This window comes from Mycobacterium sp. (genome assembly GCF_019247635.1).
GTDB lineage: Bacteria > Actinomycetota > Actinomycetes > Mycobacteriales > Mycobacteriaceae > Mycobacterium.
Window position 1 is genome coordinate 1 of sequence record NZ_JAFBAR010000112.1, and the last position, 15,461, is coordinate 15,461.

The following is a 15,461-nucleotide window of genomic DNA, read 5'->3' on the forward strand; positions in this document are numbered from 1 at the left end:
TGTAGTAACGCAGCCGCGAACCATCTGGGCGGGTGAAAAACCGGACCTGGCCTCGGCCGTCGCTCCATATTGTCGTGTAACTCGCGTCCGGAAACTCATGGTCTCGCATTCCTGCCACCTTTCAGTACTCCCCTGGCGGGGCAGCGCGCCCCACGGTGAGCTGCCGGCGAGCCAAGCACAGGCAATATAATAAACTAGACAGACTTTATATACGTCTCTATAGTTTAAAATCACTTCTAGCCGGATTATTCCTAGGCGGCCGACCACCGGGCCACTTGCCCCCGGTCAGCGCAGGAAGCCGTGGTCGGCGGCGTCCGCGGTACGACCGCGCGCGGGTCGACGCGCTGATCGCCCCGGTTCTGGCCGGCGGATGGGTAGGTCACCGGCCGGAAGAAATCCCCGCCATAGCTGGTGGAAAGGTCGACTTACCACCCTCGTTGGCGCCGGTGATGACGATCAGTGTTTTGCCATCGGCGTCGATATCAGTGGCGGTGACTTCCTTCCTGGTGGTCAGGCTGAAACCGCGGAGCCCCGGTCGGCGTGGCACCGGAAAGCACGTCGGTAGATGGTGTTGGTGAGCTCGTCCCGCAAATTCAGGCAGCAGAGGTAACTTGCCAAATACATCGCCTGTGCGACGGAAGCGCACTGGACGATCGCCGGGGTGCTCAGTCAGAGCAGCTTGACGATCCGATGCGCCTGTACTGAGTAGACAAACGGGCCAACCCCCTGTGCGGCAACGGCGATCGCGGCGATGTTGTCGATGAATCTTGCCGCGAGGTCCGCAGCCGCGATGTCGGCTCTAGGCACGCAAAACATTCGCGCGCTGTGGTCGATAACTGTTTGACGCTCAACAAGATTGCGTCGGATAGCGGCATCCTTATGAAATGCGATCCAGCCGCGTTTCGCTGTCAGCTCGATCCACTCTTCATCACTGATTCTCTGGTCTTGCGGCTGACCGTAATGCTCGCGCAAGGTTGTCACTGCGAGCCCGGCTTGTCGAAGTAACGCAGGCACTTGAACCGCACCGAGGCTCCGATCCAAAAATATATGCGGGAGGCCGGCGATGATTTGCGGATCAAGCGGCGATGGCATCAAGCGCGGTACGCAGGTCTTTCTCGGAGACACCGTAGTCCGCGGCTACCGCCTTGAATGTCTCGCCGGCACGCAGCGGCCCTAGGGCGTCAGCGACCCTTGCGCCGCTGGCGTCAAAGACCGGCTGCCCATAGCCCCTAGTAGGGTCAAGTACGACGTTCGCTTCGCCGTATTGCGGTAGCCGAATTAGCTTGGCGTATTTATCGTTATCGAATCGGATCTGCGTTAGGTAGTGCTGAACGATGTCTTTGAAGACGTACTGACCGGACCGCGGAACAATCAGGTGCTTGACAACTTCATCGTCTGGACTGCCTTTACCGGATTTCTGAGCGAAGTCCCAAAGAACCTCTGCGCCGTCCGTGTAGAGGTCTCTCGACGCTAGTGCGTTCGGGCCGACGTTTCGCAGGAGCCAGTCAATTGACGGCCGTATTCGTTGCATCGGCACACCGGCGCGCCGGAATGCGGCTAGGACGTATGCCTCCGCGACTCCAACAAATGGCAGCCGCGCGTATCCGTGACGGTCCTGTGGCAGCGCAGTGATGATCGGTTCAGCTTTGACCACCGAACGCGTTTCTGGGCGCCGTTCATAGCCGTCTGCCCAGGTCTGCAATGTCGAGCGTGGCACTATCAGATACTTAGACGCCTCGGTCAACGTATAGAGCGGAACATCGAAGCGCAGGTCGTGTGCGGATTTCGAAGCCATCGTGATTCCCCATCTTCCGCGATTCTTAGTTCCGCTTTAGTCTGCCACGACGGTACGACAGACCGCGGTCCTGGGAGCTGCATGCTCCGCGCCTGTCGCTGGATAACGACTTGAACCAATTTGTGCGCAAATCGGGGCGGCGCGGATCACGTCACGGGGTACCGCCAGCTCCGGAAGGGCTTTGGTGCAAGCCTCACCGGGTAGAGCGTCCGATAGTGGACGAGGTCACCGACCTGTAGGGGCAACGAATAGGAGGGCAACGCCCGCCCCTCTAACCCGGCCTGAACCCCACGCAGGTAGCTGAGCCTGACGGCGCGCTCGACATCGGGCATGCCGTCCCACTCGTCGGCGTATGCCCACACCGGGGCCTTTTCTCTTTGTCGGTCATGAACGCTTTCCCTCCGGGGCTGGCGCAGCGAGTTGAACTTGCGCACGCTCGAGGACGGATGTTGTAAGGCGCCGGGCTGTTAGACCGCCAAGCCCCGCAGTGTCGCGCGCACTTGAAGCAACGATCCCAATTAGCCTGCAGTGCATAAGCGTTCGTCACAACGTCGCCGCTTTGAGCGGCGACAGCTAGCGTCCCGGATGCGTCGGCTGATGACGGCGGTCATGGGTGGATAGAAGAGCCCGGCAGATGCTGATCCGGGCGCCGTCGCGACCGTTGCCTCGTGGGCGGGACCGGGTCACCGGCTGGGCCGATTAGGAAAACAAGGGCTGCATTGCGAGACACATCTTGACCAGTAGTGCAATGATTGGCGCGCCACACTGCCGCTTCTCTTCCAAGGATTTTGCAAGACGTCCGACTCACCCTGTTTCTGCCGGCCTGAGCGACCGGTAATAATGACCAACTCAGAACAGCTCGACATCTCAAACCCCGTCCATCGTCGAGAGAGAGAAAGCAAAACAACATGACGAGTCAGCAACCGGCACCCGGCTGGTACCCCGACCCAAGCGGCAATCCCGGCCAGAAGTATTGGGACGGGCAGCAATGGCACGACGCCGGCGCCGCGGCCACCCCGGCCGCCGTCGCACCGTACGGTGGCGCACCGTACGGTGGCGCGCCCTACGGTGGCGCATCCTATGGTGTCGACGCGTACGGACAGCCGCTGTCGGACAAGAGCAAGCTTGTGGCCGGATTGTTGCAGCTCTTCTTGGGCAGTTTCGGCGTCGGCCGATTTTACCTCGGCTACGGCACCATCGGCGCCCTTCAGATTGTGGTCACGTTTTTGACCTGCGGAATCGGCGCGATATGGCCGTTGATTGACGGCATCATGATCATCATGGGCAACGTGCCCGACGCCCAGGGACGCACGCTGCGCGACTGACGCTTGTCATCGGGCGTGCGAGTCGCGCCGGATCCGGTCAGCCGGCCGACTCGCGACCGATGCCGTCGCGCAGACAGGCCCGCGTCCTGTCCCGGCCCTCGGCCGACGGGTCGAACGCGATCGCGATGAACTCGTCGACGCCCGCGGCGCGCAGCTCGTCGAGTCGCCCGCGCACCGTCGCCTCGTCACCGATGAGCGCGGCGTCCGCCGGGCCGGCGTAGCCTTCGCGGTCCAGCATTGCCCGGTACGACGGCAATTGCCCGTACATCGCGAACTGCTCGGCCGCCACTTTGCGCACAGCGGTCACGTCGTCGGTGACGGCGACGGGCAGCGCGGCGGCGACGCTGACGGACCCCTCCGGGCGTCCGGCTTCGGCGGCCGCATCACGCAGGGTGGGGCCGGTGTGCTCCTCCAGTGCCTTGGGTCCGGTCATCCAGGTCACCGTTCCGGCGGTGCGCCGGCCGGCCAGCCGAAGCATCTGCGGACCCAGCGCCGCGACGTACACGTCGGGCGTGGGCGCCCCCGAAATCTGGAGCGCGCCTCTGGTGGTCAGCATCTCGCCGGTTGCATTGACTGGCTCGCCGGCGAGCAGCGGAAGCAGCCCGTCGAGGTATTCGCTGAGACGTCGCGCCGACCGGTCCCACGAGATTCCCCACATTCCCTCGGTCACGGCCCGGTGGGTGACGCCGACGCCGAGCGTGAATCGCCCACCGGCGATGAGGTTGAGCGTCAGCGCCCGCTGCGCCATCAGCATGGGGTGCTGGTTCTGGATCGGCACCACCCCGCTGGCGACCTTGATGTCGCTCACCTCGCGCACTGCCACCGCGAGCACGGTGAGCAGGTCGAAGTCGAACGGCATCTGCGTCAGCCAGACGCGCTCGAACCCGTCGTCGCGGGCCTGGGTCAGGTCGTGGATGCAGCCGTCGACGGGGTTCTCGGTGGACAGGTTGGCAATCAGGCTCATGCGCATAAATTTCTCCCTATGCCAATGCACGGCCTTTTGGCAAGCATGGATCGGCTGAGCCCGCGTGGTCGACGGTGTCAGACCGCCCTGTTGCGCCGCCGAGGCGATACAGTTTCCCCGGGCGATAGCGCCTCCATGGCGGCCGCGAGTCGCGGGTACGCGATCGCCGGTCCGATCCAGCGCGTCAGGTAACTGCGCAGTGCCGCCCCGCGCAGCGCGGTTCGACCGCGATCGTAGGCAAGAAATGAGTTCAGGATCCGCAGCGAGAAGTCGGCGAGTTCGTCCAATTCGGTTTCACTGTAACCGTATTGGCGCCAGTCCACATCGAGGGCATGCAGCATCGAACGACTGAACGTCAGCGCCGCCTCCGCCATCGTCACCCCGGATTTCGCCGTTTGGTGCTGGCTCAGTACCAACCTGACCTTCCGATCGTCGCCGAGCTTCTCGATGGCGTAGGCCATGCCTTCTACGACGGCTTTCACAGGGTCGGTCTCTCCGCGCAGATGCTTGGTCAGCTGGTCCAGGAATCCGTTGGCGGAGCGCATCGCGGTCGCCAGGGTCAGGACATCGGTGCCGGGGAAGTAGCGATAGACGGTCTGCCGGGTGATCCCCAGGTCGCGCGCCACATCGGATATCCGCAATGCCGAACCGCGCTTTGCGAGCATCCTTTCGGCCGAATCCAGGATTCGGTTGACGGCCTCCTCATCGGAGGACGGCGTGTTGCCGGACCAGCCGTGGCTGCGCACTCTTACCGCCCGCCACCGTGGTTGTCCAGCGTCGTCATACCGGGATGATAGCCCGCGTCGACGGTCCTACCTGGTCACGGAGCGACGCCACCTCCGCCCGGGGCGAAAGCAAGCCGGGCGGGTGCCATGCTGCTGTTGTAAAGGACTAATAGCCAGCACCGGGGCAAGGCGCTACGGGTGAAGGCTCCGGATCACGATTGTTCCGAGCACTCGCGTAATACGAGTTGTGGTGCCCCTATTGGCGAATATGGGTGGGATATTGAGCCATCCGAGGGGCCGCCACGCGGTTGACCGAGTGATACAGATCATTGTCTAATAGTCCTATCAGAGGTCCGGCGAGCACGGGATGCCGAGGAGCCATCGTGAACAAAGACGACTTGATCCTGATCAGCGTCGATGACCACATCGCCGAGCCGGCGGACATGTTCGACGCCCATGTGCCCGCCGCCTACAAGGAACACGCGCCGCGCGTGGTACTGGAGCCCGACGGCATCCAACAGTGGTACTACGGCGAGGTCCGCGGTCGGAACATGGGCCTCAACGCCGTGGCCGGCAAGCCCCGCGAGATGTACAACGTGGATGCCTCGCGTTACGACGAGATGCGGCCCGGTTGCTTCAACGTCGACGAACGCGTCAGGGACATGAATGCCGGCGGGCAATTGGCCGGGCTGAACTTCCCCAACTTCACCGGGTTCTCGGGCCAGGTCCTCAACCAGGGGCCTGACCGCGACATCAATCTGATCATGATCAAGGCGTACAACGACTGGCACGTGGACGAATGGTGCGGCGCCTACCCGGGCAGGTTCATCCCGTGCGGCATCCTTCCCCTGTACGACGTGCAAGAAGCCGCAAAGGAAGTAAAGCGGCTGGCGGACAAGGGGTGTCACGCTGTGACGTTCTCGGAGAACCCCGAGGCGCTGGAGATGCCCAGCATTCACACCAAGTACTGGTACCCGTTGTTCGAGGCGGTCTGCGAGCACAACACGGTGCTGTGCACCCACGTGGGGTCGTCCTCGAGGTCGCCGACGGTGTCGCTGGACGCGCCACCGAGCGTGATGATGACGGCGTCGTCGATGATGAGCATGTTCACCTTCGTCGAGCTGATCTGGGCCGAGTTCTGGGCCGACTTCCCGGGGCTGAAGTTCTCGCTCACCGAGGGCGACGTGGGGTGGATGCCCTACTTCCTGTGGCGCGCAGAGCATGTGTTCAACCGGCACTCGGGGTGGACGCAGGCCAAATTCCCCCCGGGCTACGACGGCCCGGTCGACGTGTTCAAACGGCACTTCTACACCTGCTTCATCAGCGACAAGGTCGGCGTGCGGAACATGGACTGGTTCAACGAGAACATGCTGTGCTGGGAGTCCGACTTTCCGCACTCCGACAGCGACTGGCCGTTCGCACCGGAGGATGTCATCGAGACCATGGGCCACCTCGACGACGCCGTGATCAACAAGATCACTCATGAAAACGCCATGGCCGCATACTCCTTCGACCCGTTCAAGTACATTCCCCAAGACCATGCCCGTGCCGGGTACCTGCGGACCCAGGCCGCCGATGTCGATGTGGTGACCCATGTCGGACGCGAGGCAAGCCAACGTGACCGCGACGCCTGGACCCGGATGACGCAGATGGCTCAATTGGCGCGAATGTCTGCGGAGGCGCCCGGAATCGTGGGCCGGTCAACGACTCTCGACGACTGACCGGGAACGATTCAGTGCACCGGGAGCTGCCGTTTGCCGACTGGCGGGTGCTGGAATTCTCCAGCGACATCGCGGTCGCATACTGCGCCAAACTCTTTGCGGACGCCGGGGCCGAGGTGGTCAAGGTTGAGCCGCCGGACGGCGATCCGATGCGCCGATGGGCAGCCTACGACAACGACGGGCGGTCCGGCTCCCCGGGCGCCCTTTTCGGATATCTTGCGGAGTCGAAGAAATCCGTTGTAGCAGAGCTTGATTCGATACCGTTAGATCTCGTTGCGGGAGCCAACCTGATCCTGACCGACCTGACCACCGGTCCCTCGCTCGTTCAATTGACCGACGCCGCGCCGGCGGCCGTGGTGGTTGCGGTCACCCCGTTCGGCACCTTCGGCCCCTACGTCGATGCGGGCCTGCAGACCAACGACTTCATCCTGCAGGCGATGTGCGGTTCGACAGGGGGTCGCGGCTGGCCGGATACCGAACCGCTGCACGCGGGCGGGCGGGTCGGCCAGTGGTTGGCGGGAGTGTTTGCCGCGACGGTTGCGGCGGCCACCGTCCGGCAGGCGCTGCGCACCGGCACCGGGTCGGTCGTCGACTTGTCGGTCTACGAGGCGATGGTGATCGGCCTCGGCGGCCTGGGCGCGATGTCGACCAGCGTCCTGTCGGGCGATTCGCCTTTACCGGCTAGGACATTGGAACTCCCGTCGATCGTGCCCACCGCCGACGGCATGGTGGGATTCTGCACGATCACCGCGCAGCAGTTCCAGGATTTTCTGATCATGATCGAGCGACCCGATCTCCTGGATGACCAGGACCTCGCGTCCTGGCCCGGGCGGTATGCCCGCCGTGACGAATTTCTGGACGTGGTGCACCACTGGACTCAGGCCAGGACCACGGCCGAGATCATCGACATCGCGGTCGCGCTGCGAATCCCGGTGGCGCCCATCGCAAATCCGATGACGGTGGCGGCGGTCGACCACTTCGTGCAGCGGGGTGCGTTCGTGAACTCCGTGCGGGGAGTGCTGCAGCCGCGGGTTCCGTATCGAAGTCCCGCACTCGCAACTCACACCGGAGCCATGCCCCCGGAGATCGGAGCCGACACCGGAGCGGTGCACTGGGCGGCGTTGCCCACCGTCGGCGTCGGCGCCGAGGCCAACGGACTTCCGCTGCAAGGTGTTCGGGTCGCCGACTTCACCGCGTTTTGGGCCGGACCCATGGCCACCGCGGTGCTGGCCGGGCTGGGCGCCGACGTCGTCAAGGTAGAAGGCGTCCGCCGCCCGGACGGCATGCGCTTCTCGGGCGGCCCGCCCAACGCGGACCAGTGGTGGGAATGGGGCCCGGTGTACCTGTGCTCCAACACCAACAAGCTGGGACTGACGCTGGAACTGAGTGACCCGACGGGACGATCACTGGCTTTGGACCTGATCGGTCACAGTGATCTGGTGATCGAAAATTTCTCGCCGCGAGTGATGGCCAATTTCGGGCTCGAGTGGGAGGCGGTGCAGGCGGCCAACCCGAAGATCGTGATGGTCCGGATGCCGGCGTTCGGCTTGGACGGACCGTGGCGCGATCGCGTGGGCTTCGCCCAGACCATGGAACAGGCCACCGGGATGGCCTGGATGACCGGCCAGGCCGACGGGCCACCGGTGCTGCCGCGCGGGGTGTGCGACCCGATCGCCGGTCTGCACGCGGCGTTCGCGGCGATCGCCGCGCTGGTGGTGCGGGACCGTACGGGTGTGGGCATGCAGGTGGAGGCGACCATGGTGGAATCGGCGTTGAACGTTGCGGCCGAAATGGTGTTGGAGTATTCCCAGAACGACATCGTGTTGCAGCGCGACGGCAACCGGGGGCCGGGCGCGAGCCCGCAGGGTGTCTACCGGTGCCGGGGAGAAGACGCCTGGGTCGCCATCGCGGTGTTCGATCGGGTCTGGTCGCGGTTCGCCGAAATCATCGGTGCGACTGGACTTTCCGCGGACGCGGCCCTCATAGACCACGCGGAGCGCCGGCGCCGGGCCGACCAGATCGACAAGTTCATCTCCGACTGGACGGCGCAGCGCTCGCCGGTCGAAGTCGTCAAAACGCTTCGCAGTCAAGGTATCGCGGCGTCGGAGGTGTTGGCGCAATCCACTCTGCTCGACGACGAGCAGTTGGCGGCGCGCGGCTTTTGGGAGAGGGTCCAACATCCGGTTGTCGGCACGTTCAAGTGCCTCGGGTTACCGTTCACCGTCGATGATCAACCCCGGCAGTGGATCCGCACGCCGCCGCCGCTGTACGGTCAGCACAACGCGGAGATCCTGACCGGCTTGCTCGGCCTGGCCGACAGCGAACTGGCGAGTCTTTCGGCGGCGGGTGTGATCAGCAGCCGGCCCGCCGGGTTGTGAGGGACGGTCGTGGCGGTCACCCTGTGCATTCCACCTCGACCCGGCGAATTGTGCGCGCCCATCAGGTTTTTGCTTCGGCACGAGTCAACGGTGATGGAATTGACGTCCCGCCACCGCATCACCGGTGTGGAGTGGGACGCCGCGGAGCAGGCGTTGGCGCTGCATATCGAGATCACCGACCCGGCCACCTCACGACCAATCGATGTGCGTTTCGACATCGTTGCCGCTGACGGTGATCAACCGGGCGGTCGCAGCCGGACGATCGGCGCCATCATGCGCGACGGAAAGGCCTTCGAAGTGCGGGGTACCTACCTAGGCGTCGTCGCCGACGAGAACTGAACGCCCACAGAAAGACCGAAGGGAACGCCGTGACGACATCGAAGCGCACTGCCGCGATCGTCGGGGTGTACAACACCCGGCAGGCACGACGGTTGGAGGGGGCGACCTCACGAGGGCTGGCCATCGAGGCGGTGCAGGGTGCGTTGAAGGACGCCGGTCTGACCCTCGGTGACGTCGACGGGGTCAGCGCCGGCCCCGATTCCACCGCGCTGATCTACGACCTCCGGCTCGGGCCGGCCTGGCAGGGCCTGGGCTTCGGGTTGGGCATGGTCACCGAGGCCGCTGCCGCCATCGAGACCGGCATGGCCGAGGTCGTGGTCCTCGTTTCGGCGCAAGCGGGTGACTATCGCGACCATGCCGCCACCGCCCCGTGGACCCGGCCCGAAAACGAATTCGTCGTGCCCTGGGGCATGTTCACCGCCGCGGAGTTCGCGCTGATCGCCCGGCGCCACATGGAGGTCTACGGCACCACCCGCGAACAGATGTCGATGGTCGCGGCGACCATCCGCAATAACGGCTCGGCCAATCCCGAGGCGGTGTACTACCAACGGGGGCCGTTCACGCCAGATGACATCACGAAGTCGCGTCCGATCGCAGATCCCTTTCATCTGCTCGATTGCGCGATGACTTCCGAAGGCGGTTGCGCGCTGGTGTTGGCCAATCTCAATCGTTTCGACCCGGCCCGCGCGCCGGTCTACATCCTGGGCAGCGGCGCGGATTTTCACGGCCCGTCGTACAAGCATCCCCCGGCGTGGGATCTCACCGGCGGTCGAAATGGCAACCCCAACGGATACGTCGGCAGACGAGCCGCGGATCTTGCCTTCGCGCACGCCGGTGTGGACCGAAGCTACGTCGACGTGCTGGAACTCTACGATCCGTTTTCGTTCGAGATCATTCGTCAGCTCGAGGCCTTCCGATTCTGCCCGGACGGCGAGGGTGGTCCGTTCGTGGCCGACGGCTACATCGCCATCGGCGGTAGCCATCCCGTGACGACCGACGGCGGCACGATGGCGTTCAGTCACGCCGGGCAGAACCCGCAAATGATGCAGCGCGGTATCCGGGCGGTCCAGCAGTTGCGCGGCGAGGCCGGGCCTCTTCAGGTGGCCGACGCCCGTATCGCCTTGTGCAGCAACGGGGGAGCGGGCGCCCTGTTTACCACAGTCCTGCTACTTGGAGACCAGCCGCGATGAATGACTATGCTTTTGGAGACGCGCTGCAACCGCAAACCGGGCCCGTGCCGCACAGCAGCACCCCCACGACCGCGCCATTCTGGGATGGCTGCCGCGAGGGCGAACTACGCTTTCAGCGATGCGGGGAATGCGGTGAGGCAAATTTCCCGCCGATCGAAAATTGTCGATACTGCCTGTCCGACAAGCTCTCCTGGCACACCAGCGGCGGCCACGGCGAAATCTACAGCTGGACGGTGGTACACCGGCCGGTCACACCCGAGTTTGTCGCCCCGTACGCCCCGGCCATCGTGACATTGCGGGAGGGATATCAGATGTTGACGAACATCGTCGGCGTCCAGGCCGCCACGCTGCGGGTCGGCCTGCCGGTGCGTGTCGAATTCCGTTCACTGGCAGGCGATCTCGTGCTGCCGTACTTTACCGCCTCGTGAGCAACGGGCGGGCTTTCGACGGTCTGCCGATCACCGCGTACCTGGTGCTCGGGGTGTTGGCTACCAACGACGAACAGCTCACGGCGGGCGAGATCAAGCTCCGCGCCGAACTTTCCGTCGGGTACTTCTACTGGTCACCGTCGGTCAGCCACGTTCGGCGCGAGCTCGCCCGGCTCCTGGCGCGCGGGATGGTCGGCGAGGCCGCCATCCGGTCCGGCAAACGCACCATCACCGTGTACGAGGCGACGTCCGACGGGCTGGTTGCACTCAGACGCTGGGTGGAACAGCTTCCCGGCTCCGATCAGGTGGTGATCAAACATCCGGTGATTCTGCGTACGTGGCTGGCTCAAGGCAGCGAACCGGACCGGATCCTCGAGGCGCTCGATCATCACCTGTCGGCCACGCGTGCCCGCCTCGACGAGGCGCTGTGGAGCCTGCAGCGGGCCAGGGAAGTCGGCCTTGCGTCCGACCCGGATCTGCGGTTCTCCTTCGCCGTGCTCAACTACTCCATCCGTGGACTGTACGCCGAGATCTCCAACGTGGAACAGCTCCGCGACGAGATCGCAAGCGGCACAGCACAAGACCCGGTGCGCCGGGTGCACCGGCCCAAGGGGCAGCTGCGCCGGCCACGTCGTCGCGCCCAGGCGGGGGAACCCTGACTTCCCGAGGGGGTCACTTACGGGGTAGCCCCAGGATCATCGTCGCGATGATATTCAGTTGGATCTCGACGGTGCCCCCGCCCAGCAACTCCGACGGCATCAACAGCTCCTGACGTACCGCCGGCTGATTGCCGCCCACCAAAGCCGAACGTCCGGCGAGTTGGAGTGTCAGCGCGGCGTTTTCCCGCAGCATCCGGGTCGTCGCGACTTTGCCGATGCTGGCCGCCGGCCCGGGCGCATGACCGGCCAACCGGCCCAGCGTGTCTCGCAAACCCAGTGCCGCTATCGCATTCGTCTGTGCCCGAATTGTGCCGAGCGCCAACCGCAGAGCATCACCGTCCACCGCGGGATCATCCGCGAGAGAGCGCAGTCCGCTCTCCCGATCCAGCTTGATGTAGTTGGTCATCGTCATTCGTTCGGTGCCCATCGTTGCCACGGCCAGCGACCAGCCCATCCCCGGCTCACCGACCAACATCTCGTCGGGCACGAAGACGTCGTCGAGAAAGACCTCGTTGAAATGGTCGTCACCGCTGGCCTGGCGCAGCGGGCGGATGTCGATGCCCGGCGAACGCATGTCGACAAGAAAGTAGCTGATGCCCTTGTGCTTTGGCGCGTTCAGGTCGGTGCGGGCCAGCAGCGCACCGAAGTCCGCGTGGTGCGCCAGCGAGGTCCAGACCTTCTGGCCTTTGATCATCCACCCGCCGTCGACCTTGGTCGCGCGGGTGCTCAGCGAAGCGAGATCCGACCCCGCGCCGGGCTCGCTGAACAGCTGGCACCACGACAATTCGCCGCGTAGCGTCGGCGCGGCGAAGCGGAGCTTCTGTTCATCCGAGCCCGCCTGCAGCACCGTGGGCAGGATCCACTCGGCGATGCCCATCGTTGGTCGCGGCAGGTGTGGGCGCTTGTCGAATTCGTCGGCGATGATCAATTGCTGCACCGGGGTGGCGGCCAGGCCCCACGGGGCGGGCAGGTGCGGTGCGACCACGCCGGCATCGGACAGGGCGGTGCGCTGGTCGCCGATGCGCGGCTCCTCATACATCACCTGCCCCTGCCTGCCCGGTGTGTCATTGCTCAACGTTGCCGCGGTGTCCAGTATGTGGGCGATCCTGGCTCGGAAATCCGACTCGACATCGGGCAGCTCGATGCTGAAGTCGCGGCGCTCTGCGGTCGGCTCACCAAGAATGCGGCACCACTCCGCCTGCCTGCCGGTCGTGGCGGCCAGGCTCATCGCGCGGCGCCAGTACAGGTGCAGGTCGTGTTCCCAGGTGTAGCCGATAGCGCCGAACATGGCCAGCGCGTCGACAACGAGTTCCGGTAACCCCGCCACCGCGGTGATCGCTGCGCCGGCCGCGGCCGCCAGTTGTTGGCCGTGCGATTGCGCGGTGGCCCGCGCCGCATCCCAGGCGGCCGCGGCGGCCAACTCGCTGTTGATGTACAGCGTTGCGGCCTTGTGCTGCAACGCCTGAAAGGATCCGATGGGCCGCCCGAACTGTTCGCGCACCTTCAGGTAGGCCACCACGTTGTCCACACACCAGCGCGCGATGCCGGCGGCCTCGGCAGCCGTTAGCGCCACCGCGATGCTACGGGCACGCGTCGAATCGAGTGCGGCAACGGCATCCTGACCCACCTGGTAGCCGTCCACGTGCAGGGTGCCGACCGCCCGGGTCAGGTCCGTGGATTCCTCGGCCGCGACTCTCACCCCGGCACCGCCGGGATCCAGCACGAACCACACCGACGAGCCGGAATCGGTCGCCGCGCTCAGCAGAACACGCCGCGCGCCGCACAGTCCGATCTCCGGGCCGGCCGTGCCGCTGACCGACCATCCAGCCGGGGAAGGAGTGGCGCGCAAGCTCGACGCGTGCGGCAGCACGACGGCCGCCGTTGCGCCCCCGGCGATCTCGGCAAGCAGCGCGCTCACCGCCGGTCCGGGGTCGGCCGCCATGGCGACTGCCCCCGCGATCACGGTGGGCAGCAGAGGACCCGGAAGCAGCGCATAGCCTGCCGCGTCGATGACGCATGCCACGTCAGCGAGCTCGCCGCCCTGGCCGCCGACCTCCTCGGGCAGGTGGACCGCGTGCCAGCCCTGGGTTACCAACGCATTCCAGAAGTCGGGCGGCGCGCCCGAGGCCAGTGTGTCCGCCTGGGCGCGGGTCTGCTCGATCGGCGCGTGGCGCGCGGCAAAGCCCGCCATCGCCTCGCTGAGCTGATGCTGTTCGTCGGTCAGGGCCACGGTCACGGTCGCGAAATCCTCACGCTTCGCACGGCATTACCGCTTGGCGGTGTAACGCAGCAACGTCAGATTTTCTTGGTCGTCCGGGTCGTCGGATATCGCGGTGAACACCGGGACCACCGGCATGCCCACCCGCAGCTGCGACTCCTCCACTTCGACGAGCTCGGTGGCGAAGCGCGGACCCTCGTCCCACTGCACAACGGCGAGGAATTGCGGAACGTCGTCGGCGAACTGGGGTGCGACCGCTCGCTGCGCCACGGCGAAGCTGACCAGCGTTCCGGCACCGGAGATCTGACGCCATTCCAGGTCGTCGGCCAGTGTGCCGGGGGCCAGCACCCGCGGGTAGAAGACGTACTCGCCCAAAGACGCCGAGTATTGAATCCAGACCTCGTGACGGCTCAGCCCGTCCCAGTAGGGCCGCGACACCGGTGTCGGCAACGGCACGGGTTTGCTCTTGGAGATCGTCATGTATGTCCTTCGGCCGCTAATCGCCTTGTAAAACCAAGGCTTCCTGCTCGCTGAGTACCCCGCCGTTCCCGGACACGAAGGCCCGGTTGCAGTCGGCCAGCTGGGTCTGGCCGGCTCGACCCATTAATTGCCTGCTGGCATCGCAGATATGGTGCATACCACCGGAATTGCCGGCCTGCCCGTAACCGAGTTGGCCGCCGGCAGTATTCATCGGGAAGTCGCCGCGGAAGGTCAGGTCGTGGTCGGCGACGAACTGCATGCCCTTGCCCTTTTCGCAGAACCCCGCGTCTTCGAGGGTCAATAGTGCGGTAATGGTGTAGCAGTCGTAAATCGACACCATGTCGACGTCGGCAGGGGTGATTCCGGCCATCGAGAAAGCGGACGCGGCAACCTTTGTCATCGGCGTTTGCAGCGGAGCCTTGGCGTAAACCGGCGACTTGTACGGCACCCCCTCCCCGAAACCCTTGATCCACACCGGCCGATTGCGGGATTTGCGCGCCAAATCGGCGTTGGTCACCAGCACCGCACTGCCGCCCATGCACGGCATGACGATCTCCAGCATGTGCAGGGGCGAGGCGATGATGGGACTGTTGAGCACGTCGTCGATGGTGATCGGCTTGTCCTTGAATACCGCGCCCGGCGTGTGGTTGGCGTTGACGCGTTGATCGACCACAATTTTCGCCATGGCCCGCTCGTCGTAACCATATGCGGCGGCGTACATCTGGGCGACTTGCGCGTACGGGCCGTTCTGCCCGAGGTAGCCGTAGGGAATCTCGAACTCGGCCTGCGGGGAGCCGAACCGGAAGCTGGATGCGCCAAAGTACAACGCGTCGCCGAAGTCCGGCGGACGCTTCTTCGACATCGGCGTGAGGTAGTTGGCAGGTATCGCGCACAACACCGCCTGACAGATGCCCAGCTCGATTGCCGCCGCGGCGCGCCACACCATGGCCGCAGCCGAAGCGCCGCCGAGGTCCACGATCTCCGCGAAATTCACCTGCAGGCCCAGATATTCGGCCACAGTAGACGGTACGAACAACTGCGATTCCGCCACTCCGCAGGTGATGAGGCCGTCGACGGCGTCGACGGACAGGCCGGCATCGGCCACGGCCGCGGCGGCCAGCCGTGCCCACTGTTCGATGATGAATTCCGGTTTGCCCGTCGGTTTGCGCAACGCAGGCAGCTCATGAAAGCCGACGATCGCGGCTTCTCCCTTCAAACCCATTGTGGAGCAGGTCCTTT

15 protein-coding genes are annotated in these 15,461 nt (G+C 65.0%); 7 read left to right on the forward strand and 8 right to left on the reverse strand.

The window, feature by feature from the left end; all coding sequences use genetic code 11:
- Nucleotides 1-669 precede the first annotated feature (669 nt).
- The 3 genes from JO236_RS18975 to JO236_RS18985 all read right to left on the reverse strand — a co-directional run bounded on the left by JO236_RS18975 (nucleotide 670) and on the right by JO236_RS18985 (nucleotide 2,157).
- On the reverse strand, nucleotides 670-1,092 hold the full coding sequence (locus JO236_RS18975) for a hypothetical protein (protein WP_293333961.1): 423 nt from the start codon (nucleotides 1,090-1,092) through the stop codon (nucleotides 670-672).
- On the reverse strand, nucleotides 1,076-1,795 hold the full coding sequence (locus tag JO236_RS18980; RefSeq protein WP_293333963.1) for a DUF433 domain-containing protein: 720 nt from the start codon (nucleotides 1,793-1,795) through the stop codon (nucleotides 1,076-1,078). Before JO236_RS18980 ends, JO236_RS18975 begins: the two co-directional genes overlap by 17 nt.
- 146 nt (nucleotides 1,796-1,941) lie before the next feature.
- Complete coding sequence (locus JO236_RS18985) at nucleotides 1,942-2,157, reverse strand: hypothetical protein (RefSeq protein ID WP_293333965.1); 216 nt, start codon at nucleotides 2,155-2,157, stop codon at nucleotides 1,942-1,944.
- Nucleotides 2,158-2,703: 546 nt separating this feature from the next.
- Between JO236_RS18985 and JO236_RS18990 the strand changes: the two genes are divergently transcribed.
- Nucleotides 2,704-3,120, forward strand: coding sequence for an NINE protein (locus tag JO236_RS18990; RefSeq protein WP_293333967.1), 417 nt, complete (start codon nucleotides 2,704-2,706; stop codon nucleotides 3,118-3,120).
- Between the two features lie 37 nt (nucleotides 3,121-3,157).
- On the opposite strand, the gene JO236_RS18995 is transcribed toward JO236_RS18990, so the two are convergent.
- The gene (locus JO236_RS18995) at nucleotides 3,158-4,090 is read right to left on the reverse strand and encodes a TIGR03564 family F420-dependent LLM class oxidoreductase (protein WP_293333969.1); all 933 of its coding nucleotides are present in this window, start codon (nucleotides 4,088-4,090) and stop codon (nucleotides 3,158-3,160) included.
- Nucleotides 4,091-4,161: 71 nt separating this feature from the next.
- On the reverse strand, nucleotides 4,162-4,830 hold the full coding sequence (locus tag JO236_RS19000; RefSeq protein WP_293333971.1) for a TetR/AcrR family transcriptional regulator: 669 nt from the start codon (nucleotides 4,828-4,830) through the stop codon (nucleotides 4,162-4,164).
- Between the two features lie 362 nt (nucleotides 4,831-5,192).
- On the opposite strand from JO236_RS19000, the gene JO236_RS19005 reads away from it, so the two are divergent.
- Genes JO236_RS19005 through JO236_RS19030 form a run of 6 tightly spaced genes read left to right on the forward strand, consistent with a single transcriptional unit; the run spans nucleotide 5,193 to nucleotide 11,524 of the window.
- Nucleotides 5,193-6,530, forward strand: a complete 1,338-nt coding sequence (locus JO236_RS19005) for an amidohydrolase family protein (RefSeq protein ID WP_293333973.1) — start codon at nucleotides 5,193-5,195, stop codon at nucleotides 6,528-6,530.
- Nucleotides 6,531-6,544: 14 nt separating this feature from the next.
- Nucleotides 6,545-8,908 (forward strand): CaiB/BaiF CoA-transferase family protein, encoded by a 2,364-nt coding sequence (locus JO236_RS19010; RefSeq protein ID WP_293333975.1) that lies wholly within the window; start codon nucleotides 6,545-6,547, stop codon nucleotides 8,906-8,908.
- Nucleotides 8,909-8,917: 9 nt separating this feature from the next.
- Nucleotides 8,918-9,247 (forward strand): hypothetical protein, encoded by a 330-nt coding sequence (locus JO236_RS19015; RefSeq protein ID WP_323802179.1) that lies wholly within the window; start codon nucleotides 8,918-8,920, stop codon nucleotides 9,245-9,247.
- A gap of 29 nt (nucleotides 9,248-9,276) precedes the next feature.
- Complete coding sequence (locus JO236_RS19020) at nucleotides 9,277-10,437, forward strand: thiolase family protein (RefSeq protein WP_293333979.1); 1,161 nt, start codon at nucleotides 9,277-9,279, stop codon at nucleotides 10,435-10,437.
- Nucleotides 10,434-10,865, forward strand: coding sequence for a Zn-ribbon domain-containing OB-fold protein (locus tag JO236_RS19025; protein WP_293333981.1), 432 nt, complete (start codon nucleotides 10,434-10,436; stop codon nucleotides 10,863-10,865). Before JO236_RS19020 ends, JO236_RS19025 begins: the two co-directional genes overlap by 4 nt.
- Complete coding sequence (locus JO236_RS19030) at nucleotides 10,862-11,524, forward strand: MarR family transcriptional regulator (protein ID WP_293333983.1); 663 nt, start codon at nucleotides 10,862-10,864, stop codon at nucleotides 11,522-11,524. Before JO236_RS19025 ends, JO236_RS19030 begins: the two co-directional genes overlap by 4 nt.
- Before the next feature lie 13 nt (nucleotides 11,525-11,537).
- On the opposite strand, the gene JO236_RS19035 is transcribed toward JO236_RS19030, so the two are convergent.
- From JO236_RS19035 to JO236_RS19045, 3 genes are read right to left on the reverse strand one after another with little or no spacing between them, the layout of a single operon-like run.
- A complete protein-coding gene (locus JO236_RS19035; RefSeq protein WP_293333985.1) occupies nucleotides 11,538-13,760 on the reverse strand; it encodes an acyl-CoA dehydrogenase in 2,223 nt (740 codons plus the stop codon).
- A 30-nt stretch (nucleotides 13,761-13,790) separates the two neighbouring features.
- Nucleotides 13,791-14,222 (reverse strand): Zn-ribbon domain-containing OB-fold protein, encoded by a 432-nt coding sequence (locus JO236_RS19040; RefSeq protein WP_293333987.1) that lies wholly within the window; start codon nucleotides 14,220-14,222, stop codon nucleotides 13,791-13,793.
- 16 nt (nucleotides 14,223-14,238) lie between these two features.
- The gene (locus tag JO236_RS19045) at nucleotides 14,239-15,444 is read right to left on the reverse strand and encodes a thiolase family protein (protein ID WP_293333988.1); all 1,206 of its coding nucleotides are present in this window, start codon (nucleotides 15,442-15,444) and stop codon (nucleotides 14,239-14,241) included.
- Between the last annotated feature and the right edge of the window lie 17 nt (nucleotides 15,445-15,461).